The organism is Streptococcus sp. WM07, from assembly GCF_004570525.1.
Classification (GTDB): Bacteria; Bacillota; Bacilli; order Lactobacillales; family Streptococcaceae; genus Streptococcus.
Map to the genome: position 1 here is coordinate 100,506 of NZ_SPPZ01000001.1, position 24,545 is coordinate 125,050.

Annotated in this window: 23 protein-coding genes; 1 reads left to right on the forward strand and 22 read right to left on the reverse strand. The window is 39.6% G+C overall.

All coding sequences use genetic code 11. The features are described 5' to 3' along the window. Positions 1 to 130 precede the first annotated feature (130 nt). From yihA to E4T71_RS00535, 10 genes are all read right to left on the reverse strand, one after another. Positions 131 to 718, reverse strand: coding sequence for a ribosome biogenesis GTP-binding protein YihA/YsxC (yihA, locus tag E4T71_RS00490; RefSeq protein ID WP_135035239.1), 588 nt, complete (start codon positions 716 to 718; stop codon positions 131 to 133). Positions 719 to 1,066: 348 nt separating this feature from the next. Next, positions 1,067 to 2,299 (reverse strand): ATP-dependent Clp protease ATP-binding subunit ClpX, encoded by a 1,233-nt coding sequence (clpX, locus tag E4T71_RS00495; protein WP_135035242.1) that lies wholly within the window; start codon positions 2,297 to 2,299, stop codon positions 1,067 to 1,069. A 194-nt stretch (positions 2,300 to 2,493) separates the two neighbouring features. Continuing rightward, positions 2,494 to 2,994, reverse strand: a complete 501-nt coding sequence (locus E4T71_RS00500; protein ID WP_135035245.1) for a dihydrofolate reductase — start codon at positions 2,992 to 2,994, stop codon at positions 2,494 to 2,496. Positions 2,995 to 3,058: 64 nt separating this feature from the next. Further along, positions 3,059 to 3,664: a lysozyme family protein gene (locus E4T71_RS00505; RefSeq protein WP_135035248.1), complete on the reverse strand. Its 606-nt coding sequence runs from the start codon at positions 3,662 to 3,664 to the stop codon at positions 3,059 to 3,061. Continuing rightward, entirely contained in the window at positions 3,664 to 4,635 is a 972-nt protein-coding gene (locus tag E4T71_RS00510) for a nucleoid-associated protein (protein WP_135035251.1), read from the reverse strand. Before E4T71_RS00510 ends, E4T71_RS00505 begins: the two co-directional genes overlap by 1 nt. A gap of 1 nt (position 4,636) precedes the next feature. Beyond that, positions 4,637 to 5,893 carry a serine hydroxymethyltransferase gene (glyA, locus tag E4T71_RS00515; protein WP_135035254.1) on the reverse strand — a complete coding sequence of 419 codons (1,257 nt, stop codon included), beginning with the start codon at positions 5,891 to 5,893 and terminating at the stop codon, positions 4,637 to 4,639. Further along, entirely contained in the window at positions 5,890 to 6,489 is a 600-nt protein-coding gene (locus tag E4T71_RS00520) for an L-threonylcarbamoyladenylate synthase (RefSeq protein WP_135035257.1), read from the reverse strand. The genes glyA and E4T71_RS00520 overlap by 4 nt, the downstream gene beginning before the upstream one ends. After that, positions 6,470 to 7,315, reverse strand: coding sequence for a peptide chain release factor N(5)-glutamine methyltransferase (prmC, locus tag E4T71_RS00525; RefSeq protein WP_135035260.1), 846 nt, complete (start codon positions 7,313 to 7,315; stop codon positions 6,470 to 6,472). Before prmC ends, E4T71_RS00520 begins: the two co-directional genes overlap by 20 nt. Beyond that, positions 7,316 to 8,395, reverse strand: a complete 1,080-nt coding sequence (gene prfA, locus E4T71_RS00530; RefSeq protein WP_135035264.1) for a peptide chain release factor 1 — start codon at positions 8,393 to 8,395, stop codon at positions 7,316 to 7,318. A 2-nt stretch (positions 8,396 to 8,397) separates the two neighbouring features. After that, positions 8,398 to 8,985: a thymidine kinase gene (locus E4T71_RS00535; RefSeq protein WP_135035267.1), complete on the reverse strand. Its 588-nt coding sequence runs from the start codon at positions 8,983 to 8,985 to the stop codon at positions 8,398 to 8,400. A gap of 334 nt (positions 8,986 to 9,319) precedes the next feature. Here E4T71_RS00535 and E4T71_RS00540 point away from each other — a divergent pair, with 334 nt between their 5' ends. Beyond that, positions 9,320 to 9,505, forward strand: coding sequence for a 4-oxalocrotonate tautomerase (locus E4T71_RS00540; RefSeq protein WP_135035271.1), 186 nt, complete (start codon positions 9,320 to 9,322; stop codon positions 9,503 to 9,505). Between the two features lie 75 nt (positions 9,506 to 9,580). Here the strand turns inward: E4T71_RS00540 and E4T71_RS00545 are convergent, their stop codons facing one another. The 12 genes from E4T71_RS00545 to E4T71_RS00600 all read right to left on the reverse strand — a co-directional run bounded on the left by E4T71_RS00545 (position 9,581) and on the right by E4T71_RS00600 (position 24,020). Next, positions 9,581 to 10,921 (reverse strand): MATE family efflux transporter, encoded by a 1,341-nt coding sequence (locus E4T71_RS00545; protein ID WP_135035274.1) that lies wholly within the window; start codon positions 10,919 to 10,921, stop codon positions 9,581 to 9,583. A 113-nt stretch (positions 10,922 to 11,034) separates the two neighbouring features. After that, a complete protein-coding gene (gene guaC, locus E4T71_RS00550; RefSeq protein WP_135035277.1) occupies positions 11,035 to 12,018 on the reverse strand; it encodes a GMP reductase in 984 nt (327 codons plus the stop codon). A 240-nt stretch (positions 12,019 to 12,258) separates the two neighbouring features. Then, positions 12,259 to 13,629, reverse strand: coding sequence for a H2O-forming NADH oxidase (gene nox, locus E4T71_RS00555; protein WP_135035280.1), 1,371 nt, complete (start codon positions 13,627 to 13,629; stop codon positions 12,259 to 12,261). A gap of 110 nt (positions 13,630 to 13,739) precedes the next feature. Beyond that, a complete protein-coding gene (locus E4T71_RS00560; RefSeq protein WP_135035283.1) occupies positions 13,740 to 16,844 on the reverse strand; it encodes an SbcC/MukB-like Walker B domain-containing protein in 3,105 nt (1,034 codons plus the stop codon). Beyond that, complete coding sequence (locus tag E4T71_RS00565) at positions 16,841 to 18,001, reverse strand: exonuclease SbcCD subunit D (RefSeq protein WP_135035285.1); 1,161 nt, start codon at positions 17,999 to 18,001, stop codon at positions 16,841 to 16,843. Before E4T71_RS00565 ends, E4T71_RS00560 begins: the two co-directional genes overlap by 4 nt. An 81-nt stretch (positions 18,002 to 18,082) precedes the next feature. Then, positions 18,083 to 19,417, reverse strand: a complete 1,335-nt coding sequence (gene brnQ, locus E4T71_RS00570; protein WP_135035288.1) for a branched-chain amino acid transport system II carrier protein — start codon at positions 19,415 to 19,417, stop codon at positions 18,083 to 18,085. Positions 19,418 to 19,505: 88 nt separating this feature from the next. After that, the gene (locus E4T71_RS00575; protein ID WP_135035291.1) at positions 19,506 to 20,399 is read right to left on the reverse strand and encodes a S9 family peptidase; all 894 of its coding nucleotides are present in this window, start codon (positions 20,397 to 20,399) and stop codon (positions 19,506 to 19,508) included. 20 nt (positions 20,400 to 20,419) lie between these two features. Beyond that, positions 20,420 to 21,229, reverse strand: coding sequence for a ZIP family metal transporter (locus E4T71_RS00580; protein ID WP_135035294.1), 810 nt, complete (start codon positions 21,227 to 21,229; stop codon positions 20,420 to 20,422). Between the two features lie 10 nt (positions 21,230 to 21,239). Continuing rightward, positions 21,240 to 22,034, reverse strand: coding sequence for a Nif3-like dinuclear metal center hexameric protein (locus tag E4T71_RS00585; protein WP_135035296.1), 795 nt, complete (start codon positions 22,032 to 22,034; stop codon positions 21,240 to 21,242). Continuing rightward, positions 22,024 to 22,701: a tRNA (adenine(22)-N(1))-methyltransferase TrmK gene (locus E4T71_RS00590; protein ID WP_135035299.1), complete on the reverse strand. Its 678-nt coding sequence runs from the start codon at positions 22,699 to 22,701 to the stop codon at positions 22,024 to 22,026. The genes E4T71_RS00585 and E4T71_RS00590 overlap by 11 nt, the downstream gene beginning before the upstream one ends. Continuing rightward, positions 22,702 to 23,343, reverse strand: a complete 642-nt coding sequence (nth, locus tag E4T71_RS00595) for an endonuclease III (RefSeq protein ID WP_228062284.1) — start codon at positions 23,341 to 23,343, stop codon at positions 22,702 to 22,704. Beyond that, positions 23,340 to 24,020 carry a DnaD domain-containing protein gene (locus tag E4T71_RS00600; RefSeq protein ID WP_135035305.1) on the reverse strand — a complete coding sequence of 227 codons (681 nt, stop codon included), beginning with the start codon at positions 24,018 to 24,020 and terminating at the stop codon, positions 23,340 to 23,342. The genes nth and E4T71_RS00600 overlap by 4 nt, the downstream gene beginning before the upstream one ends. Positions 24,021 to 24,545: the final 525 nt, after the last annotated feature.

A 24,545-nucleotide genomic window follows, 5' to 3' on the forward strand; every position in this document is an offset into this window, starting at 1 on the left:
TCCTTTGTTTTAATCATCTTTCATTATACCATCTTTTCTCCTAAAAATTGCTCCGATTAGCAAATCGACTAGCAATTTCGGTTCCACTAAAAAGAGGTGGGATTTTCGGCTCCACCTCAATACAATCGTTCTAAATTTTAGATAAAATGGCGTCCCAGGCTTGTTCGATCCCATACTTAGTTTCAGATGAAAATAAAACAAAATCATCACTAGGGTCAAAGTCTAGCTTATCTTTAATCATTTTTTCATGTTTGTTCCAACGACTTTTGGGAATCTTATCAACTTTGGTAGCCACCAAGATAACAGGAATTTCATAATATTTAAGAAAATCGTACATTTGCACATCATCTTGTGAAGGAGCATGCCTAAAGTCAACGAGGCTAACTACAGCTTGAAGATTTTCACGACTTGTTAGGTACTCTTCAATCATTTTTCCCCATTTTTCCCGTTCCTTCTTTGAAACTTTAGCATAGCCGTAACCAGGGACGTCTACAAAGCGTAGCTGATCGTCGATATTAAAAAAATTCAATAATTGAGTTTTTCCTGGCTTACTAGAAGTTCGGGCTAAGTTTTTACGATTGAGTATCCCGTTAATAAAGCTAGACTTACCGACATTGGAGCGACCAGCCATGGCAATTTCAGGAATATGATCTTGAGGATAGTGACTCTTATTTGTAGCACTCAATAGCAAATCTGCATTGTGTGTATTCAATTCCATTTTCTTCTCCTTAACAAAAGGGGATTGAAAAGAACTCAAAGTGAGAGTACTAAAGAGTCCATCTCCCCTACAGTTGATTAGGCAACATTTGAAGTGTCAAACACGAACAAATGTATCAATTAGCCACTGCGCCAAAGGGTTTTACGATATAAAAAGAGAAGGTTGGGATTTGAGCCCAGCCTCTTCTTAGTTTAATTCATAAAATAACCTTGGCACCATAATTTGTTGGTATTCTTATCTACCTACCATCTATTTTTCAAAAATTCTAAGGTAATAAGTCAGAAGAACGAGTCGAATAAGACTTTGTAGCATAGCATTATTCTGCCCTATTCGATTCACCTTCCTGTATTAAGCTGTTTCCAAAATTGGTTTTTCCAAACCAAGAACAGCTTCTTTGGTAATCCTTACGGTCCTAACATTCTCCTCACTAGGTACTTCAAACATGACATCCATCATAGTTTCTTCAATAATGGAGCGAAGTCCACGAGCACCTGTTTTACGATTAATGGCTAAGCGGGCAATCTCTTCAAGGGCCTCATCTTCAAATTCTAGCTCAACATCATCGTATGAGAGAAGGGTCTGGTACTGTCTAACCAAAGCATTTTTTGGTTCCTTGAGAATTCTTACCAAATCTTGCACTTCCAAAGGTTCCAAAGCTGCAAAGACAGGTAGACGTCCAATCAACTCGGGAATAATTCCAAATTTTTGGATATCCTCTGAAACAATTTCTTGCATGTAAGAACCATTTTCATCGATAGCCTTATTATTGTGACCAAAACCAATAATCTTTTCTCCAAGACGTTGTTTCACAATTTCTTCAATACCATCAAAAGCTCCACCGACAATAAAGAGAATATTTTTTGTATCAACTTGAATCATCTCTTGTTGCGGATGCTTACGTCCACCTTGAGGGGGTACACTCGCAACGGTACCTTCAATAATTTTTAGAAGGGCTTGCTGAACCCCTTCCCCTGATACATCTCGGGTGATGGAAACATTCTCACTCTTCTTAGCAATCTTATCAATCTCATCAACATAGATAATTCCACGCTCAGCTCGTTCAATATTGAAATCGGCTGCCTGGAGTAACTTTAGAAGAATATTCTCAACATCTTCTCCCACATATCCAGCTTCAGTTAAAGCAGTCGCATCAGCTATAGCAAATGGAACATTCAAACTTCTTGCCAAGGTTTGAGCGAGGAAAGTCTTACCAGACCCTGTAGGACCAATCATGAGGATATTGGATTTTTGCAACTCAACATCCGTTTCATCATCTCTATTGTCATGAAAATTAATCCGTTTGTAATGGTTATAGACAGCAACTGCTAAAGCCCGTTTTGCTCGATCTTGTCCAATGACATAGTGGTTTAAAATAGCTAATAGTTCCTGTGGTTTTGGCACCTCAGATAAATCTGCTAAAACTTCTTCAGCTAGCTCTTCGCGAATAATTTCTTGAGCTAATTCAACGCACTCATTACAAATGAATGCATTATTTCCAGCAATGATTTTTTTAACTTCATCTTGATTCTTACCACAGAATGAACAATAAATCATTACTTCGTTTGATCTCGATTTCGACATATATAAATCTAACTCCTAGATTAAAATAAAGTATTATAAATTGCGTGAATGGTATTCACTAAATTAGTAAAGGCGTTTAACATAAAAAATGCTGTTAAACCATAGCGTCGTTTTTGAAAAGATTGCAAGGCACACAAAACACAAACAATTCCGAGTAGGGCAGTAAAAAGGCCAAATAGACTGCGTTCCATCTCTTATGTTATCCTCCTGTATTTAGATATAGTAAAGGGAGTGGTAGTTGTCTCCTGCTCTAATTCCTCTAACAACTTAAAAGACTCCCAAGAAAATTCTGTCGGGAAATAAACATCTCCTTCGAAAATTCCTTGAATCTTTGAAACAATCAACTCATCCAGATAATCTTCAAAGACACAGAAAACTTCACGGCCTCCAATGATGAATAGTTCTCGCTCTTGATTTTGATACCAGTCTAGAACATCCTCAACAGAATGAAAAACGAGAACATCCGGATGATCGACTCGATAGCTCTTATCTCTTGTTAGTATTAGACTTATACGACCTGGTAATACACGCTGCCCCATGCCATCAAAAGTAACACGGCCCATCAAAATAGCTTGGCCCATCGTCGTGGATTTAAAATGTGCCAATTCCTCTGGGATTCGCCAGGGAAGCTGGCCATCTCGGCCGATCAACCCCATCTGATCCTGCGCCCAAATTGCCTTTATTTTTTTGGTCACTATTCTTCTCCCTTACTCCATGTTTTTATTGTATCAAAAGCTTTCTAAAAATGGGTAAATCAAGCTAAGTCAAGCGCTTAAAAAAACGAATCAGATCAAGATTGAGACGAACTTGATTTGCATAAAAGTAATTGCCGCCATTTCGGTAGAGTTCATGTCCATGGAAAATGGAAATCGGAGTCCAATAGGCGTAAGTTTCACCACTATGATTCCCTAAACTTGGTGCAACGATATCCCGCGAGTAGACCTGTGCTAGATCAAGACTAGTCTTCTGTCCATTCTCTGCCACATAATCGATATAGGCTTGACCAAAATTATAGGCTTGAACAAAGGTCCACTCATCAACTCCTAATGATTGACTATACAGATAATAACGGTTTAACGTTTTAACTCCATGTTCAATACTTTCTTGTGGATTTGTCAGAGAGTCCACCTCACCAGTCAAACTCTCACTCGCCTGCATGATATCTTGCCCCTGTCCCTTAGTTTCAGTATAAATAATGGCAAGGATTAAATCCGAATCTAGGGTCGAATGTTCTTTCTTCAAGGCTTCTTCCACTAATGGTTGGTAGGAACTTACTTTCGCAACTGTTTGTACGGTTTGCCACCCTTTCCATATTCCCAAGAATAAGAATGAAAGTAGCAACAAACTAAATATTCGCTTTATCATTAGAGACTCTCAATGGCATCAATATTTTTGATGAGAATCGAATAGGTTCCATCCTCATTCATCATAAACTCTACGGATTCAGAATCTTCATACACCGGATTCGGCACAATTAACTGAATCCCATTAGAAAGAGATAGTTTTTGATTTTCTAGCCGTTTTAATTGCCGCTGACTATCAATTTCTTGAAATTGGATTTTTTCAGGCACCTCTTCTTTCACTTGATCTAGAAAGGTCAGACGAGCCGTTAAATTATCTTGAAATAAATCATTCGCAATATCTTCCGGCCGTAACTCCTGCTTCTCCTCTAAGTTTTTATGTAGAGAGGACTTTAGTTTTGATTGGAACTGAAAATCATCAGCTTGAAAACTTTCTGCAATTTTTTGAGCCGTTTTTTCGATTGTCTGGATAGATTTCTTAGGTGACGGTGCCAAATCCACCTCTAATAATTTTTCTGAAAAATAATGAAGGAAACTTCCCTGAGCCTTAATTCGTTTTTCCAATAAAAAGTACTGGCCAGTTAGCCGATTTACAACCAATCCCTCATCTGGGCTAGCCCCAAATCCTGGAAGATGGTTTTGAGTTAGTTGAATCCGATTTTCTTCTTGCCCCAAATCCGTTAAGGAATCTCGCAGTACTAAGCGTAAAAAAGCGAAGTGAGGTTGACCCTCTTTATCAAAGTTGATAAAAATCAGGTCATTCATCTTTTGATTTTCAGCTTCCTTAAAAGCATCTAACCAGAGCTGACTGATAGCTTTAGAGCTGTCCATCAAATCATCCTGGATATGACTGAAAAAGGTGTTTTCAGAGTCGAAAGCACCTTTTTTAGCATCATCTGAGTAAACTTTTTCGATCTTTTTCCGAAGGTATTCATCAATACGAGGCGACAATTCTAGACATTCTTGAGAAAATTGAAGGTCTAAACTTTGAGGAGAGAATTGATGAATAATCACTTCCTTAATATAAATATCCATACTAGTCCTTGTATAATGGGAAAGCACTTGTCAGTTCAGCCACCCCTTTTTTAACTTCTTCTAATTCAGCTGGATTGCCATTTGATTTTAAAGTTTTAATAATTAAGTGAGCTACTTTTCGTGATTCTTCTTCTTTAAAACCACGAGCAGTGATGGCTGGAGTCCCAATCCTAATACCAGATGTTTTAAAAGGAGACAACTGTTCATAAGGAATTGAATTTTTATTCAACGTAATATGAACATCATCCAAAAGTTGTTGAGCAATTTTTCCATTCTCAACAACATTCGTCACATCCACCATAAAGAGATGGTTATCAGAGCCTCCTGATATCACACGAAAATCTTCATCTTGAAGAAAGACTTCTACCATTGCTTGCGTATTGTTCAATACTTGCTGCATATACTCTTTAAAAGCAGGATCTAAAACCTCTTTAAAGGCTGCAGCCTTGGCTGCAATGACATGCTCTAGGGGGCCACCTTGGAGTCCTGGGAAAATAGCAGAATTAATTTTCTTAGCGAGTTCCTCATCATTCGTTAGGATGAGACCACCACGAGGGCCACGAAGAGTTTTATGGGTTGTAGAGGTCACAACATGAGCAAAGGGCATTGGATTGGGATGGAGACCAGCTGCTACCAAACCTGCAATATGAGCCATGTCCACCATGAGATAAGCATCTACAACATCTGCAATTTGACGCAGACGTTCAAAATCAAGAATTCGGGAATAGGCTGAAGCTCCTGCAACAATCAGTTTTGGTTGGTGTTTCTTAGCCAACATCTCCAGCTCATCGTAGGAAAGCAACTCTGTTTCTGGATCAACATTATAAGCAATAAAGTTATAGGTTTTACCCGAAAAGCTCACCGGTGAACCATGGGTTAAATGACCACCTGCTGATAAATCCATTCCAAGAATCGTATCACCTGGTTCTACTAGAGCCATATAAGCTGCCGCATTAGCTTGAGAACCTGAATGGGGTTGGACATTCGCAAAAGTAGCTCCAAAGATTTCCTTAGCTCGTTCAATCGCCAAATTTTCAACCACATCTACTGCTTCAGTTCCTCCATAATAGCGACGTCCTGGATAACCTTCCGCATATTTATTTGTCAATAGTGATCCTTGAGCTGCCATTACAGCTTTAGAAACGACATTTTCAGAAGCAATGAGTTCAATGTTCTCTTCTTGACGTTTGGCTTCCGCATCCATAGCTGCCCAAAGTTCTGGGTCATAGTTCCGATAATCATTGTTTTCAAAAATCATTTTTCCACCTCTTTAAATTCCAGTTGAGGAACAACAGCTTTTAAGTCTTCTTTAGTAATAACGCCTTGTCTCAAAATACAGGCCTGCTCTTGTGATAAATCAAGAATGGTAGAATCTACTCCCGTCAGAAAAGAATCATCTGCATAACCTGGAATACAAATGTCTTCTTGAATTTGCTTAAAAACTTGACCACTTTGCAAACCACTCAAATTAGCAGAGGGACCAATCAATGGACCTTGTTCTTGAATTAATTGTAGGGTTAGAGGATGGGCTGGCATTCGAAATCCGACACTAGGTAAACCCGAATTAATCCAAAATGGCACATCCTCACTAGCTTTTAGTAAAATCGTCAGAGGGCCAGGCCAAAAATGAGCTGCTAATTCTTCAAAATAAGCGGGAATCTCCTTTGCATACTTTTTTACTTGATCGATGTTTGCAATATTGAGATTCATGGCTTTATCTCGTGGTCTTTGCTTTAGAGTATAGACCAACTCTACAGCTTCTTGATCCAAAGCCTTGGCAAATACTCCATAAACTGTTTCTGTTGGAAGAATGACGGCTCGTCCTGCCTCCAATTCAGCCTTTAAGATTTCCATCTACTACCACCATCCGATCCTGTCCAAATTGATCTGCAAGCACTCGCACACGCGCTTTAGGAAAAGTTTCTTGAAAGAGATATTGAACAGCTTTCCCTTGTTTATAGCCAATCTCAAGATAAATCTTTCCATTTGAGTTTAAATAGGCTCCTGCCTCTGCTGCTAATTGTCTATATAAAGCCAGACCATCTTCATCTGCAAAGAGAGCTAGATGGGGTTCTGATTGGAGAACATTTGCTCCCACTTCATCTTGATCTTCCCAAGAGATATAGGGAGGATTAGAAACCAAAATATCAAAAGAACCGGTCACATCTTCCAAAAGATTACTCTGAATTAGGGATACTTGCTTGTCCAAATCGAGTCTTTTCCGGTTTAAGTCTGCAACTTCTAAAGCTTGATGGGAAATATCTGTTGCCCAGACCTGCCATGTTGGTCGTTGCTTGGCCAAGGATAGAGCAATCGCCCCACTACCGGTTCCTATATCTACAATTTTTAAATCTTCAGCCGGATTTTCATCTAAAATTAAACCAACCAATTCTTCCGTTTCAGGTCTAGGAATTAAAACTCTTTTATCGACTACAAAGTCAAGGTCACAAAAATCTGTTGAACCAAGGATATATTGAACCGGTTCATGAGCCATCAAGCGCTTATGGTAGGATTTCAGCTGGGTAAGCACCTCAGCCTCTTCCTCTTTTTGTAAAAAGAAAACAAAATCCGTGAAGGTAAAATCAAACAGTTTTCGAATTAAAAAGTCAAAGGCTTCGGGTTCCTCACCAACTTGGGTCAGTTGCTTGTGAAATTCTTGGAATCGTTGGCTATATTTCATCTAGTTATTTAAGGCCTCTAATTTCTGGGTTTGATCGTACAAAACAAGAGCATCTACTACTTCATCCAATTTCCCCGATAAAATACTATCTAGTTTTTGAAGGGTCAAACCAATTCGGTGGTCTGTCACTCGATTTTGCGGGAAATTATAGGTTCGAATCCGTTCGGACCGGTCACCTGTACCAATCGTAGACTTACGCTCAGCATCCTGTTCATCTTGAGCAATTTGTGCAAAATGATCAGCAACCCGCGCACGGATAATTTTCATAGCTTTATCGCGATTCTTTTGCTGGGTTCTCTCTTCCTGCATCTCAACTTTAATATTAGTAGGGAGATGAACAATCCGAACAGCTGTTGCAACCTTGTTGACGTTTTGCCCCCCTGCTCCCGATGCATGATAAATATCGACCCGTAAATCCTTTGGATCAATATCATATTCTACTTCTTCAACTTCAGGCATCACAAGTACAGTTGCCGTTGAAGTATGAACGCGTCCTTGACTTTCCGTCACAGGAACTCGCTGAACCCGATGGGCACCTGATTCATATTTAAGCTTTGAATAAACAGACTGACCTGATACCATAGCCACAACTTCTTTGAATCCCCCAACACCATTCATAGATGTTTCCATGACTTCAAAGCGCCATCCCTGGGTTTCAGCATATTTCTGGTACATGGTCAAGAGATCCCCTGCAAAGAGCGCCGCCTCATCTCCACCAGCTGCACCACGGATTTCCAAGATAATATTTTTATCATCGTTTGGATCTTTTGGAAGTAATAATATTTTTAACTGATCCTCATATTCTTCCTTGGCTTGTTTGGATTCTTTCAACTCCATTTTAGCCATTTCTTCCAATTCAGCATCACCTGCTGCATCTTTAATCATCTCTTCTGCATCCGTAATAGATTGCAAGATACGCTTGTACTCCCGATATACGGCCACTGTCTCACGTGTTGAAGCCTCTTCTCGCGAAAGTTCCATAAAGCGTTTAGTATCACTGACGACTTGTGGATCACTTAAGAGTTCTCCCAATTCCTCGTAGCGATCTTCCACCGCTTGTAATTGATCATAAATATTCATTCTTAGCTAACTCCTTCTAATTCGGGATTAAAATAATGCCTTCTACAAACGGATACATAGGTTTCATTTCCGCCAATTTGAATTTGTTCACCATCATACATAGGCTTTCCGTCTTGCATCCGAAGGACCATTGTTGCTTTTTTAGAACAATAATGGCAGATAGTTTTAATCTCCTCAATCTTATCTGCGAAAAGTAACAGATATTTAGACCCTTCAAACAATTCATTTCGGAAATCATTCTTTAAACCAAAGGCCATAACAGGGATGTCTAACTCATCTACAACTCTTGCCAAAGCAAAAACATGATGTCGTTTTAAGAATTGAGCTTCGTCAATGAGAACACAAAAAAGTTCCTCTTGATTTTGTTCTTCTTGAATAAAACCAAAGACATCAAAATCATCATCGATAGCTAGAGCTTCGCGTCTCATTCCAATTCGACTTGAGACCATTCCAACTCCATCTCGCGTATCCAGGGCGGAGGTCATAATCAGCACCCGCTTCCCCTGTTCTTCATAATTATGGGCTACTTTGAGAATTTCAATTGTTTTCCCGGAATTCATTGTCCCATACTTAAAATAAAGTTGCGCCATGTTTCAACTTTCTAAAATTTATTTCCTACCCATTGTAACACAAATCCCCTGTCAAGTTGCAATCTGTCTGATTTTATACCAAATCTTACCAAAATACGGGGTTTCAGAAAGCTCATTTTTTAATTGTTTGCCAAACGTTTCTAAACTTTCCCAATTTTTTGCCCCCTAGTTCCCCCTAGAAAACCAAAAAACACCCCTAAATTGGAGTGGCTGGCCTTAGAAAATCAACGGAACCGTTCCATAAATTTTTGTCTATTGTAACACAAAATCAGACCAAATTTACAGTCTTTTCCCCAGTCTCATTATGGTACAATGGATTTTAGGGAGGAATATTATGCCATTTGTAAAAATCGAACTCTTTGAAGGACGCTCTCTCGAGCAAAAACAAGCCCTTGCTGCAGAAGTCACAGAATCTGTTATGAGACATACAGGAGCTCCAAAAGAAGCTATTCATGTCTTTATTCAAGATCTTCCTGAAGGAACTTACTATCCTCAAGGACAAATGAAAACCAAGTTCTAATAAGGATTCTATATTCATTACAAAAACGACAGTCTTTGATATTGAAACTGTCGTTTTTGTTTGCATTCAAGCTAGTCACTTTTCATTTTTTTGAACGGACATCATTCTCCACTGCAAGAGGAAGGCACACACCCACAATCCAATATTGAGGCCAATCCAGTAACTATCGGGTCCAAAACTCGTCCAAATATCTAAAAAATAACCTAGGGGAAGAGCTATTATCCAATAGCTAATAATTCCAATAACAAAGGGATAGGTTGTATCCTTATAGCCCCGTAAAATCCCCTGGATCGGTGATAAAAGAGCATCCGCAAATTGGAAAAAGAGGGCATAGACCAGGAATTGACTGGTTAGTCTAATAAATTCCGGTTCTTTCCCATAAAGAGCTGCCACCTGATCACGGAAAATGTATAGAAACAGTAGGGTTACCGTCGCAAACAGAATAGCCATGAGTCGACCAATTCGACTATAGGCCAAAACATCGTCTAAACGTTTTGCACCTTTTTCATAAGAAATAATAATGGCCATAGTCATAGACACACTCAAGGGAAAAGCATACATCATATTAGAAAAATTCATAGCAGCCTGATGACTTGCAGTAACCTCTGAAGAAAAACGAGCCATAAAAAAGCCAACCGCCGCAAAAATAGCTGACTCTGCAAAAACTGCACCCCCAATTGGTAAACCGAGTTTCCAACCTTCCATAAATCCAGGAACATGCAAACCTTGTGGTTTAAAGACACGATATGTTCTAATTTTAGGATGCCAAAACATAACACCAAGAATTACGAGCAGTAGAGCCCAGTAAGCCATAGAAGTCCCAAGCCCCGCTCCTGCTCCCCCAAACTCAGGAATTGGACCAATGCCATAGATTAACAGGTAATTAAAAAAGGTGTTAAAAGGCAAGAGAAGCAACATCAGGTACATCGACAATTTTGTTAAACCCAGAGCATCAAAAAAGGAACGGCATACACTAAAAAGTAACAGTGGCAAAATTCCTAATAACATGAAGTAAAGATAGTTTTTTCCAACCACTAGAACTTCTGCCTGTAATCCTAGGTTTTCTAATAAAAGAGGAGCGCCAAATCCAATAATCAGAAAAAGAATAATCGCTAAGCAAAAGGACAAATAAATAAACTGCCAAACATCCCTAGCAACTTTCTCCTGATGTCCTTTCCCTAAATGGTAGCCAATAATAGGGACAATAGCTGAAAGAATCCCAGTAACCAGTGTAAACATCGGATGCCAGATACTCGTTGCCATGGCGACCCCTGCTAAATCCAGGGTCCCATACTGGCCTGTCATCATGGTATCAATAAAGGAGGCTGAAAAATTCGCGACTTGATAAATCAGAATAGGTAAAAAGATTTGAAAAAAGACTCTCATTTTTTCAGAATTCGTATAGGTTTGATGCATGTTTTCGTCTCCATTCAAACATTTTTCAAGATCACTACTAGTATACCAAAAATCCCCCTTTGGCAGGCTCGTAAAGAAAAAAATCCAAGCCAACTTAGGACTTGGATCCTCTCCTACAAACTATCACCATTCCAAATAGAATTTTTCACAATAACATAATCTACTTTTCGAAGACTTTCCAGATCTCGCCCACCTGCATAAGAGATAGAACTCTGAAGGTCTTCCTGCATTTCTTTCAAAGTTGAAAAAATAGAACCTTTGGCAGGTAAGAGAATCTTCTTCCCTTCAACATTTTTATAGTCCCCTTTTTGGAATTGAGATGCAGATCCATAGTACTCTTTGAAGGCTTGTCCATCTTCTTCAATTAATTTACCAGGACTCTCCGAATGACCTGCAAAGAGAGACCCAATCATGACCATGCTGGCACCAAAACGAATGGATTTAGCAATATCACCGTGAGTACGGATCCCTCCGTCCGCAATAATCGGTTTCCGAGCCGCTTTTGCACACCAGCGTAATGCTGCTAATTGCCAGCCCCCTGTACCAAATCCAGTTTTAACCTTAGTGATACAGACCTTACCAGGGCCAATCCCTACCTTGGTAGCATCTGCACCTGCATTCTCCAATTCCCGAACAGCTTCTGGTGTCCCTACATTTCCAGCGATAACAAAGGTTTCCGGCAATTCCTTTTTGATATGTTGAATCATCTTGATAACACTTTCAGCATGTCCATGAGCAATATCAATGGTGATATAATCAGGAACATTCTCTTTTAACTGACTGACAAAGTCATATTCGTAATCTTTGACACCTACAGAAATCGAAGAAATCAGTCCCTGCTCTTTCATTTTTTTAATGAACAGTAGGCGAGCTTCTTCATCAAATCGGTGCATGATATAAAAATAACCTTCACGTGCTAATTGTTCAGCAAGTTCCTCGTCTACAATGGTTTGCATATTAGCTGGAACCACTGGTAACTTGAAAGTATGTTTACCAAAGGTAACCTCTGTATTGGCCTCCGAACGGCTAGCAATAATGCACTTATTCGGAATTAACTGAATATCTTCATAATCAAAAATGGGAAATTCGTTTAACATGACTTTACCTCAACAAATTATTTATCTAGTTAGATTTTCTCTAACTAAATGTAAAACCGACCTTTCCGAAATTATTATACAGAATTGTCCGAAAATTGTCAATAAACTACTAGATTATAAACGCTAAAGTTCGTTTTTAGATTTCGCTTTAAAAAAGACTAGAAGCATCGCCCCTAGTCTTTATGGACAGCTGAAAGGATACACCTCTCATTGGTAACCGTCCTCGTTTTTTAATCTCGCTTATTTATCTGCTGTAAGAGCAGCCATTGCGATGTAGTTATATGGCTTGTTAAAGTGAGGAAGGAAGAAGATATCAGTCAAAGCCAACTTATCAATAGTTACATGCTCTTGGATAGCCAAAGAGAACATGTGAATTCCCATAGACATATCTTCTTTAGAAGCCATTTGAGCTCCAAGAATTTGACGAGTTGTACGATCATAGACAATCTTGATAGCTACTTCATGATTGTCATGTTTGATGAATTCAGGTTTTTGAAGATCGTTGAAACCTGTTTCAACAGCATCAAATCCCGCTGCTTTCGCTTTTTCAAGGGTTAGACCAGTTGAAACCATTTTAAGGTCGTAGATAGAAATCCCGTTTGAACCTTGGACACCAATTCCTTCCAATTCATGACCTGTCGCATTAAAGGCACCTACGATACCTGAACGAACCGCATTTGACGCAAGTGCGATGTAGCTTGGTTTACCAAGAGAATTGTCATAGATTGTAGCACAGTCCCCAATTGCGTATACTCCAGGAATGCTCGTTTCTTGTTTCTTATCAACAAGGAAAGCTCCATTCTTAAACAATTCAATTTTACCAGCCCCAAGTTCTGTATTCGGACGGAAACCAACTGCCAAGATAACCATGTCAACATCAAATGTTTCTTTATCAGTAACAATTCGTTCTACCTTACCGTCACCCTCAACGGCTTGAACTTTTTGACCATAGGCCAAACGAATTCCATGATCTTCCAAATTCTTGTTCATCATATCTGAAAGTTCACGGTCATAATAACCATTGAGAGAAGTTTCAGCAATGTCAATCAAGACCACTTCTTTACCAACACGCTCAAAAGCTTCTGCCAACTCAACACCAATATAACCTGCACCTACAACAGCAACACGTTTGATGTCTTTATTTTCCAAGCGTTCAATAACTTCTGCAGAGTTTTGATAAAGTTTTACAAATTGAAGGTTTTCAAGAGTCGCTTTAAATTCGCGTGTTCCCTCTACCAATTCAACTCCTTTAATCGGTGGGATAATTGGTTGAGAACCAGTCGCAAAGATTAATTTTTCATAGGATTCTACATGCTCTTTGCCATCTACAAGTGCAGTTACTTCTTTTTTGTCATAATCAACTGAGAGAACTGGAGATTCCATGTAGATTCGAGCTCCCTTAGCTTCAAGGGTTTCCTTATTTGAATAGAAAAGTCCCTCTGGACCATCGATTTGTTGACCAATCCAAAGAGCCATTCCACATCCGAGGAATGAGATATTAGAGTTTTGGTCAAATACAACAACTTCGTTTTCATCACCAAAGTTGTCTAACATTGTATTAATACAAGCTGTACCAGCGTGGTTAGCACCAATTACAACAATTTTACTCATAGTTCGAGTCCTACCTTTAATTTTTTTCTACTTCAGTATAACACAATCTGACAGCGTTTTCAAATATTTCCTAATCAGTTTTTGAAAAAAACCATGAAAAATTTCAGAAATTATAGAGAGACTTGCTGAACAGAACTCCGACCAGATCCACGTTTTTCTACGAGTATCTGTTTCGAAATCCCCTGTTTCATCACCTCTACGTGAGATATTAACCCGATCATACGACCGTCACGTCCTAGACTCTCCAACACATCTAATGTAACCAAAAGCGTTTCCTGATCGAGACTTCCAAAACCTTCATCGATAAAGAGAGCTTCTAATTCAATCCCTCCTTGACTTTCTTGAATCACATCAGATGTAGCTAAAGCTAGGGCCATACTCGCTAGAAAACTTTCGCCACCCGAAAGTGTCGAAACGGGTCTTAATTGTCCAACTTCTTGATCCAAGACATCTAAATCCAGACCAGCTAGACTTCGCCCAGAAGATTTCTGGTTTTTAAGTACAAATTGGTAGCGCCCCTGGGAAAAATCATGGTAATAACGGTCATTAGCAACTTCTACAATTTGATTAAAATAATGCTGTAGAACATAGGCTTTGATATCCAGGCGACTCTCAGTCTGACCACTAAGTACCTGAACTAATTGATCCAATTGGCTATATAGTAAATTGCTTGCAACCTGATCCTGGTTTAGCTCCTCCAATTGTTTCTCGATAGCTAGAGCATGATCGATTCGACTCTGAATCAGAACCAGACTCTCTTTTTTTTGTGTGACTGCTGACTCTAACGTTGCAAGCAAGATTTCTCGTTCCTGAGGATTATCCATTTGAATAATTTTAGGCTCATTTGCCTTCAAACGACTGATCTCAAGTCTCACCCCTTGAAGCTGGGTTTCAAATTGTGTAAGTTGCTGGCGTAGTTTGCCACGTTTGGAAATTTCTTGGAGAACCACCAAAAATTCAGGCATCTCTACTTCAGGCAAGACCTCATTCCGTAATTGTTCTAAGGCCTTATTGTTCTTAGAGCTAGCTTCTTTGTAAAGATGGCTATTCTCAGCCTGTTGGTTAACTTTCGTTTTATAAGCTTGTCTCTGAGCTACGAGCCTGAGTTCTATGCGAGAAAGATTCTCCTTAGCTATTTGAAAGTTTTTCAACGTAGTTTTTTGTGTTTCCAGCTTCACTTCAAGTTCGCTAAGACTCTGATTCCCGAACTGCCTTTCGATATTTTTTAAGTCTTGTTCCCACTCCTGTATTTGATGATAAGCTTGCTCACTGCTTAGTTCCAACTCTTGAAACTTCAAAGAATAGGTGTTTTGTAACGCTAGTAGGGCCTCTCTTCTTTCCCTCATATCTTCTTCTTTTTGGACGTGAGTTTCCAGGCTTTCTTGATAACTTTGAAGAGCCTGCTTCAGACCATTTAACGTCGTGTGCTCTGGATTTAACTGAGACGTAAGGCTATGTAGATGAGACTGATAAGTAGCTTCCTCTGCCTCTAATACAAGTTTCAATTCAGACACATGTTCTTCCAAATTAGCCTGAGACTGTTGTAGATTGGACAGCTCAAGTTTCTGTTCATAATAAGCAATTTCTAGCTGCACATACTTTTCTTCGCTTCTTGGAAGGCTAGGAATAGGGGGAGTGCTAATCTTATTTTGACAGACTGGGCAATCATCGCCCGGATGAACTTGCGATCGTACCATATCCAAAGCCAAAGACCACCTTGTTTTCTGAAAATCCCGGAAGTCTTGCTCTTGACTCGACTGGGTTAAATCTGTAATCTGACTTTGAATATTTTCCAACTGCAAACTCTGCGCTGCTAATTCTAGTTTTTGCGCTTCTATCTTCTGATTTTGTTGCTGAAGATGATGGTAGTCTGTCTGATATTCCATCAACTGAGACCAATTAGTAGATTTCTGCTTCAAGGCTTGCAACTGTCCGTCAATTTGAATCAGTTCTTCCTGATTCTTCTTCCGTAGTTGTTGATAGCGTTTCCGCTCTATTTGAAGGTTACTCAGCTCAGTTTGTTTGCTCTCTAGCTGCTGGACTAATTGTTGACATTCAAGGAGTTTCTCATAGTGATACTCCAAATCTGCTATTTTTTGGCGAAGCTCCTCTTCATCTTCCTTTCCAACCCGCTTTTCTTCTACGCTAAATTCTCTGATGACTGTATCTAAATCCTGTTTTTCTCGCTTGAGTTGCTTTTCAGTTGCTAGCAAGGCTAACTTTTGCTGGCTTAATTGTTCCTGCCGATCAAGGAGAATTTGTCCTCCCTCCAGTTGATCCAACAGCTCCAACTCCTTCTTGTCCTCCTGATAGCTGGGATAAGAATCTAGTAACTCTAGCTGAAGTTTCTCTTGCTCCTTCAGATTCTGCTCCCAATCACGGCGTTGTTGCCAAACCTGAAGTTCTGCAAATACTTCCTGAACCTGCTCCTCTAACATTTCTAGCTCTTGCTCTTCTCTATCTTTTTCTTTTGTAAAAGCTTGAAGAGCCTCTGTCATAGCTCCCTGGATTTGCCCTGATTCAAAAAACTCTTGTTCTTCTCCCACTACACTACGGGCAAGAACAATCATTTCTAGGTCTCTAGCTTCAATCTTCTGGCGATCTTGTTTTCGTTTTTCTTTTAAGTTTTCAACTAAAAAATGATAGGAATCAACATCAAAAAGAGTTTGGAGGATTTCCTCTTTCTCCTTGGAATTGGCGAGTAAAAAACGCTTAAAATTGTGCTGGGGGAGAAGTAAGATACGTTGGAACTGGTCTTTATTCAAGTGCAACAGCTCCTCAATCGCTTGGGTCACTTCCGCAACCTTGGTATAACTAGGGCCTACCAAGTACCCATCTTGAATCTCAGAAAAAAGATGCTGATCTCGAAAAAGACTAGGAAAGGGACGGTCTGGATCCCAGGTCACTCGTTTAGGAGTCCAAGACCTTTCCACTCGGTATACCTTACCTCTATGACTAAATTCCAATAAAATACTGGATGGTTCTTTTGAAGTAAAGGCCGCAAATTCACTTCGTAAATCGATAAATCGCTTATCTCCAACCTTGAATTGAGCATTGTTGTAATAAAGTGCAGTTACCAATAAATCAAAAATGGTTGTTTTTCCAGAGCCGGTTTCTCCTGAGATGAGAAAAAGGCTATCCGCATAATCCCGAAAATCCAGATCTACGTATGCGTGGGGGCCAATATTTCTAGCTTGTAGGCGAATTGGTTTCATGTTTCCTCCTTGATTTCTAGAAGGCTCGTCTCAATCCAGGTTGCTTGCTGCTCGCTTAGTTCATGTCCCGTCTGCTCCCGGAAAAATTGATGGATTAGTTCGAGCGGAGATTCCAGACGCTCTTGAATCCAGACTCGTTTTTGTCTATTTGTGACATCCTCTGCAATCCGGATATCCAAAATATCCGGGTAATAAGCAGATAATGAATCCTTTAAATGACGAATCCCTTGAGGCTTGGCCGTTAAATGAATACTATAATAAGCTGGACCTTCAGCCTGAATTTGAGCTACAAAATCTTTCGCAGTAATATCCTCATAACTTCCGCTAATCAAACGGATATCCTTAGAAGATTGAATAGGTTGAAATTGAACTGCTAATAGTTCTTGTTGCCAATCTAAAATTAAAACACCCTTCTCCTGCCAATGTTCATCGACCGCAAATTTCAGCAAGGAACCGGAGTAACGAATCTGTTCGCTTGGACTAGATAGGTGGGAGTGCAGGTGCCCTAGGGCAACATAGCTAAAACTAGAAAAGAGGCGGACTGGTAAGTGATTAAGACCTCCGATTTCTGACTTCCCTTCACTAATCAGTTGATAGTCCTCGTTTCCTTTACCAGCTACATAAAAATGGCTGATGAGAATCGGTTTTTTATCCGGCTTGATAAGGGCTTCCATGTCCTTAACAAGTCGTTCCATAGCTTGACTGATCGTCTCCATTTGAGCTTTATTCTCCTCAGAAATCCCATAAAAACGGCGGGCATCACTAGGGTGGAAAAAAGGTAGGAGAAAGATTTGAAAATTCCCAAAATCAATTGGTTCCAAGGCTTGTTCAATTTGAGTAGCCAAATAAAGTTGTCCTTGTTGCATCCAGCGGGTACCAAATTGGAGACGATTGGCACCGTCATGGTTACCTGAAACAATAAAAAGAGGGAGTCCTAATTCCACATTCAACTCATAAAGCATCTGATCCAAGGCCTTGGTTGCAGAAATAGGAGGCGTTGACACATCAAAAAGGTCACCGGCTAAAAAAATGGCATCCACCTGTTCCCTTTGAGCCAGATCTTTAAGCTCCTGAAAGACGGACCACTGCTCTTCCAGTAAGGAATATCCATGGAGTTTGCGACCAATATGCCAATCCGCTGTGTGTAAAAATTTCATTCATACTCCTTCCCGTTTCATCATTCTTTAAGAATAACAAAAAAAGTTATGGCAAACAAATGTCTACCATAACTTTTGAAATTATTCAGTTTCCATTTCGAAAACATCTGCCTTTTGCTTATCAGGAAGCACTAGAGCTAGTAACAAGCCAGCAAGAGCTGGTGTTGTCCAAGCCATAGATGCTGCCGCAAACGGGAGACTTTGAACTAATGTAGTCAATGCTGTAAGACCAAAGCTAGATCCTAGAACTTCTGCTAATGATACCAAGGTTACCAAACCAACGGTCACCTGCATACCTCGTTTTGAAAGAGGCACAAACTTATTGACAATCACAATTAACACAAGAACGATTGTAATTGGATAAAGAATCATCAATACAGGAACTGAGAAGGTAATGATTGTATTCAAACCAAGGTTTGCAATAGCAAAACCAATCAAGGTAAAGGCAGTTGCAAAAGTCTTGTAAGAGTATTGTGGGAAACGTGAATTGAAGAATTCACCAGTCGCCACAATCAAACCAGCTGTGGTTGTAAAGCAGGTCATCGTAATCATGAAGGCCAAGAAGAGCTGACCTACAGAACCAAAGACTTGTTTTGTTGCTTCTGTTAGGATATAAACTCCTTTGTTCACATCCGCATTTGCAACGACATCTGCAGGAACTGGGAAAGAATTTCCCAACATTGCAAGACCAATATAAAGACCACTGAAAGCGAGCGCTACTACCAAACCAACAATCCAGATAGTAGTGATGTACTCTTTTTTACTTGTGAAACCTAACTGTTTCAAGGTTTGTACGGCAATCACACTAAAGGCTACAGAAGCCAAGGCATCTAAGGTATTATAACCTTCAAGGAAACCTGTTCCAAATGCTGCAGTTGCGTAGCCATCAATAGCTGCTTGAGGCGCTTGACTAAAGCTAGCAAGACCAAGGATAATCAAGAGTACGATGGATAGGGCAAAAATAGGTGTTAAAATTCGACCAACTGAGTCTAAGATTTTAGAAGGATTCAAAGCAATGAGGTAAGCAGCTCCAAAATACAAAGCAGTGAACATAAAGAGAGCTAAACTTGAATTGAATCCATTTAAAAGAGGCTCAATCCCAACACTAAAAGCTGTTGTCGCAGTCCGAGGAATCGCAAAGAAAGGACCAATCGCCAAGTATAGAGCTACTAAATAAATAGTTGCAAATACTGGTGAAACTTTTTTAGAAATTTCATAAACGTAGCCTTTGGGATTAAGTGTTCCAATAATCAATGTTAGAACCGCTAAACCTACTCCCGAGACGACAAAACCGAAAATTGCGGGCCAGAAATTTTGTCCAGACAAGACTCCAAGGGCTGGCGGGAAAATCAAGTTACCAGCTCCAAAGAAGATACCAAACAAAAGTAGCCCCGTTAAGGCACCTTTTTTTACCATAAACATCTCCTTTTTCTAAATATGACCTTTATTATATAGGACTTTTAGAACTTTGACAATAGTTTTCAGAAAATTTTAATGCTTTTTATTAATCATTTTGGTTATCCTGTAAAAATTTTAGAATAGGATAGGTGATAGTTGGAAAATAATCACCGGAAAAATCATGGCCTGCACCATCAATAATCTGAACTTGGCCATTCTGTAAATAAGGCCTAGCCTTTTCACTGTAGGAAAAAGGAACAATTTCATCTTGATTTCCATGCAGAATTAAAACAGGAGCGGGATATTTGGATAATTCTGTATAGATATGAATAGGCCACACATCCAATAAATAATTGGAACTGATTTCCATATCAAACTGATCAAAAATTTTGCTCTCTTCGGGAATCTGTTCCAAAGAATCATAGACTTGATGAGGAAGTTCACTAATGACAAAGGCAGGATACATAAGCAGTAAACTTTGAACACTTTCCGGCTCCTGACTAGCTACCAAACTAGCAACAAGGCCCCCCTGACTAATTCCTAAAAGATTCGTCTGTTCAGGTTCGATTTCCGTCCACTCCTGACTGACTTTCAAAACAGATTTCAAATCTTCTACTTGACTAGTAACGGTCAATTCTTTGGCATTACTACTACTTTGGCTTTTAGGTCCCCCATGTACAAAATCAAAGGTATAAACTGCATAACCTCGTGAGGCTAATAACTCTGCATAGACTCTGCCTTGACGGTAAGAACCATTAAAACCATGAGCAAAAATGATCAGAGGAACCTTATTTTTACTATTGGGGATGTAAATCTGCCCATTTAATTTTCGAACACCATCTTGAATATCTCTGTCTTCAACACGGTATTGGGTTTGGGGCAAGGTAATCGGGACGGTTCCCTCCCTTGTAGTCTCAATTTCAGGATCCTGAGTTGTACCAGCCCAAATGAGGCTGAAGCCAATGACCATTAGGCTTAGCAATAAGCCTATTTTTTTCATGTTCAACCTCCTTTTTTATTTCACCCTAAAGCAACATCTAAAATCATCATTAAAACAAAACCAATCATAAGTCCAAGCGTTGCTTGATCTGTATGCCCATTCGTTTGAGAATCCGGAATCAGCTCTTCAACAACTACAAATATCATCGCACCTGCTGCGAAAGAAAGAGCATAGGGAAGAAGGGAGGTCATGGCTAAAACAGCTAAAGCTCCCAAAAGAGCTCCAATCGGTTCGACGATAGCAGAATTGGCTCCCCAAGCAAAGGCTGACCAGCGAGAACGCCCTTCTGTTCGAATCGGTACCGCGAGAGCAGCACCTTCAGGAATGTTCTGTAAACCAATTCCTAAAGCCAAACCAATGGCTGAGATTAAAGCTTCTGTATTGCCACCTTGAATAGCCCCAAAAGCAACTCCAACGGCTAATCCTTCGGGAAAATTATGAATGGTGATGGCTGAAAAAAGCAGAGCTGTCCGAGATAAGCGTTTCTTAGGCTGCAAACCTTCCACTTCTTTTTGGCTCAGATGAATATGAGGAATCACCATATCCATCAATCGAAGAAAGAAACCACCAGCCAAAAATCCAATGGCTACCGGTAACCAGCTCCATTTGCCATAAGTAGGCTCTGCAAATTCCAAGGCTGGTGATAAAAGAGACCAAAAGGAAGCGGCAATCATAACACCAGCCGCGAATCCCATAGTGGTATCTAAGGCTTTACGATTGACATCTTTAAAAAAGAAAACAACTGCAGCCCCCAAGGCCGTACAAAACCAGGTAAAGAGACCAGCTCCAAAAGCCAACCAGATTACAGACTGTTGTGCTAACCATTCCATAATTTACCCCCTAGAGATGGTAAAAGGGATTGGTTGAAATCCGACTTCCAAGAATATCCAGCCCCCAGCCTTCTTCTTGTTTCCATTTTTCTAAAAGCATAGTTAAACCTTGGATAAAGACAACTTCAATATAATGACCTGGATCAATGGCCCGCAATCCTTGAGAGAGGAAGTCTTGGGCGGTATGATAGTAAATATCTCCCGTAATGAGGACATCTGCTCCCTTAGCAATCGCATCTTGAGCAAAAGATTGACCACTTCCCCCGCAAATTGCAACACGTTTGACTAGTTGATCTATGTAACCTGGATATTCTACCAAACGTACACTATCCAAATGGAAAATTTCTTTGACCTTAAGAGCTAGATCTTGAAACTCCATGGCTTCAATCTCCCCTATACGACCAATCCCTTGACCTGGAACTGTTTCATGAAGAGGCTCTTGATTCTCAATTCCTAGCAAATCACAGAACCAATCATTCAATCCACCTTCTACAACATCAATATTTGTGTGAGAGACATAGACTGCAATATCTGCTTTAATTAAGTCCACATAAATACCATTCATACCTTGATCATAGACCAAGTTTTGAATTGGACGAAAAATTGGCGCGTGTTTGACAATCAGCAAGTCTACTTGGTTGGCAATCGCTTCTTCAACTGTTTGTTCTCGAATATCCAAGGTTACCATCACTCGCTTCACGTCCTTGTCCAAAGAACCAATCTGCAATCCAACTTGGTCGCCCTCAAGTGACAATTCTGGCGGACAAAAAGCCTCATAGCGTTTAATAATATCTCTAACTTTCATCTAATACCTCTTTTATAGCGGATAATTTTTGAGTTAATTCCAGTCTTTCTTCTAGATGCTCCTCTGGAATCTTCAGAAGAATCTCTTCAATTTTACCAGCTTCCTTTAACCATTTTTTACGAAAGACTTCCGGCTTACTCTTTAAAAGATAAGGACCAAAGGTTTGCTCGACCCAATTTAACGTCATCTTCCCTGGCTTAGCAACGATAATTTCATAGATTTTCCCAGCTTCTTCCAAAATCTCTTCTGCGATAATTTGGTAAGCATGTTTTTCTAACCAGATTCGTAACTCATTTTCTCGGTTATTGGGTTGAAGGATAAGGGTCTGAATTCCCTGCAACTTGACTTGGCCTTGATCCAAAATCGTCGAAATCAGTCTCCCTCCCATTCCGGCAATAACAATCTCCTCAATCTCATCTTCAACTGTCATTGCATCTAAGCCTGACGCTAACCTAACCTGAATCTGCTGGGTAAGTCCTTCTTTTTGCACATTTTGACAAGCTGATTGATAAGGACCTTCCACGACTTCCCCTGCAATGGCTGCGGAAATGACTCCCCTTTTAACCAAAGCAATGGGGAGATAGGCATGGTCACTCCCTACATCTAACATTTTTACTCCAGGGCTAACAAAACTAGACACTATGTCTAAACGTTTCGATAAGGACATTTATTCCTCCAAATTTTTATAATAATAGCAGAGAGACTGAACGGGACAAGTCTCACACTTAGGTTTTCTGGCAGTACAATGATACCGACCAAAAAAAATCAAACGATGATGGGTCGCAATCCAATCTTTCTTAGGGATTTTGGCCATGAGATCTTGTTCAATCTGCTCAACACTAGCATCTTGTGCAGAAACATTCAGACGTTTCGCGATACGGCTAACATGTGTATCTACGGCAATGGCTGGAATTTGATAAATTTCCCCTAAAACGACATTTGCCGTTTTACGTCCCACACCTGGCAGGGATTCTAATTCTTTATGAGTCTTGGGTACTTGACCATCAAAACGCTCTAGAATTTCCTGCGCTGTGCGAATAATATTTTTAGCTTTTGATTTATATAGTCCAATATGGCGAATCGTTTCTTCCACCTCAGGTAGAGAGGCTTTAGCTAAGTCTTCAATTTCTGGGTACTTAGCCCACAAACCAGGTGTAACTTTATTAACAGATTTATCCGTTGCTTGTGCAGATAAAATAACTGCAACTAGTAGTTGAAAAGGCGTTTCATAGTTCAATTCACCATGAGCGTCCGGAAACATCTCGGCTATAATATCCAAGATCCGTTTTAATCTAACACGTCCAATCAATCGTCCATCCTCCATAAATTGACATTGTTTTTAAACTCATCACTAGCTTTAATTTGTCGCGTTTTTTTCAAGTTCCATTCATCCCGACGACGTTGAATTTGTTCCTTAGTCCGAACTCCTTCTCGAACCCAACTTCTAACAATGGCTTGCCAATAACGCCAATTGGTTTTTCCATTTAAGAGTGATTCGCGAACAGCTTCTTGAATCAGAACAATAGGAACTTCCCGGGACATTTTTTGTAAATCTTCGATTTCAATCGAACTTAACATCCGACCATAATTTTCTTCGAAGAATTGCAACAAATCTTGGAACTCTTTTTGATTGGCTATCTCTTTGTTTTCCGTTGCCCCATCTTCGATTAACATATCTAGTCTTTGAAATAAAGGACTGGCATCAATATAGAAACCAACTTTCCCATCTTCTTTGCTAGTATCCTTGTATTGAACAGAACCAGTTGAAATAAGACTATTAAGAACTCTATTAATCGTATCCAATTCCATCCCAGTTCTTTTACTAAGAACATCAATAGAGATACTAGCATTCTTCGTTGAATTTTCTAAATAGACCATTTGCCAAATTAGAAATTCCTCAGACGATGAAAACAATTGATGTATATTTTCAAATAAAAAGGCTGGTAAGACCATTTGCCCAGTTTGGTACTGTTGGTAAAATCCCATAATTCTCCTTTTTCATACTTGTATCTTGTACTCCCTAACATGTCAAACAATCTCAGGGTAAGCAAGAACCACTTTTGAATAGGAAATAACCTAAAGTTCTATCCCACCATTAGTAAATAGTCACACTTTGATTCAACAACAAAGGCTTACGAAATAAGACTTGGTCGAATTTTGCAAAACTCCGCATATTTCTACATTCAAAAACGCAACGAATGACGTCCTGGCAAAACCATCCAACCATAATCGTAGCAAATTTGATACAAATCTCTCCCACATTATCAAAGACGGGAAGGGAGAGTGACATTGTTCTTTAGCAGACAAGTCTTGGAACGAGCATTTTTCCTATTCCCTATTATACTCTATTTCTTCTTGAACAAAAAATCTTCTTGAAGAAAACTGGTTCTATAATAAGTTGTGTGGAAAGCTTGCGCTCCATGCAACTTTTTTGTAATTTCCAATGCAAAAAAAAGCAATTCCTAGTAAACTGATAAGTGGAAAAACATCAGAATAGGAATTGCTTCATAT

Bases quoted from the DNA above. Each gene is read 5' to 3' on its own strand.
- yihA (WP_135035239.1), bottom strand. From the start codon at position 718: ATGGAATTGAATACACACAATGCAGATTTGCTATTGAGTGCTACAAAT.
- clpX (WP_135035242.1), bottom strand. From the start codon at position 2,299: ATGTCGAAATCGAGATCAAACGAAGTAATGATTTATTGTTCATTCTGT.
- E4T71_RS00505 (WP_135035248.1), bottom strand. From the start codon at position 3,664: ATGATAAAGCGAATATTTAGTTTGTTGCTACTTTCATTCTTATTCTTG.
- E4T71_RS00510 (WP_135035251.1), bottom strand. From the start codon at position 4,635: ATGGATATTTATATTAAGGAAGTGATTATTCATCAATTCTCTCCTCAA.
- glyA (WP_135035254.1), bottom strand. From the start codon at position 5,893: ATGATTTTTGAAAACAATGATTATCGGAACTATGACCCAGAACTTTGG.
- E4T71_RS00520 (WP_135035257.1), bottom strand. From the start codon at position 6,489: ATGGAAATCTTAAAGGCTGAATTGGAGGCAGGACGAGCCGTCATTCTT.
- prmC (WP_135035260.1), bottom strand. From the start codon at position 7,315: ATGAAATATAGCCAACGATTCCAAGAATTTCACAAGCAACTGACCCAA.
- prfA (WP_135035264.1), bottom strand. From the start codon at position 8,395: ATGAATATTTATGATCAATTACAAGCGGTGGAAGATCGCTACGAGGAA.
- E4T71_RS00535 (WP_135035267.1), bottom strand. From the start codon at position 8,985: ATGGCGCAACTTTATTTTAAGTATGGGACAATGAATTCCGGGAAAACA.
- E4T71_RS00540 (WP_135035271.1), top strand. From the start codon at position 9,320: ATGCCATTTGTAAAAATCGAACTCTTTGAAGGACGCTCTCTCGAGCAA.
- E4T71_RS00545 (WP_135035274.1), bottom strand. From the start codon at position 10,921: ATGCATCAAACCTATACGAATTCTGAAAAAATGAGAGTCTTTTTTCAA.
- guaC (WP_135035277.1), bottom strand. From the start codon at position 12,018: ATGTTAAACGAATTTCCCATTTTTGATTATGAAGATATTCAGTTAATT.
- nox (WP_135035280.1), bottom strand. From the start codon at position 13,629: ATGAGTAAAATTGTTGTAATTGGTGCTAACCACGCTGGTACAGCTTGT.
- E4T71_RS00560 (WP_135035283.1), bottom strand. From the start codon at position 16,844: ATGAAACCAATTCGCCTACAAGCTAGAAATATTGGCCCCCACGCATAC.
- E4T71_RS00565 (WP_135035285.1), bottom strand. From the start codon at position 18,001: ATGAAATTTTTACACACAGCGGATTGGCATATTGGTCGCAAACTCCAT.
- brnQ (WP_135035288.1), bottom strand. From the start codon at position 19,417: ATGGTAAAAAAAGGTGCCTTAACGGGGCTACTTTTGTTTGGTATCTTC.
- E4T71_RS00575 (WP_135035291.1), bottom strand. From the start codon at position 20,399: ATGAAAAAAATAGGCTTATTGCTAAGCCTAATGGTCATTGGCTTCAGC.
- E4T71_RS00580 (WP_135035294.1), bottom strand. From the start codon at position 21,229: ATGGAATGGTTAGCACAACAGTCTGTAATCTGGTTGGCTTTTGGAGCT.
- E4T71_RS00585 (WP_135035296.1), bottom strand. From the start codon at position 22,034: ATGAAAGTTAGAGATATTATTAAACGCTATGAGGCTTTTTGTCCGCCA.
- E4T71_RS00590 (WP_135035299.1), bottom strand. From the start codon at position 22,701: ATGTCCTTATCGAAACGTTTAGACATAGTGTCTAGTTTTGTTAGCCCT.
- E4T71_RS00600 (WP_135035305.1), bottom strand. From the start codon at position 24,020: ATGGGATTTTACCAACAGTACCAAACTGGGCAAATGGTCTTACCAGCC.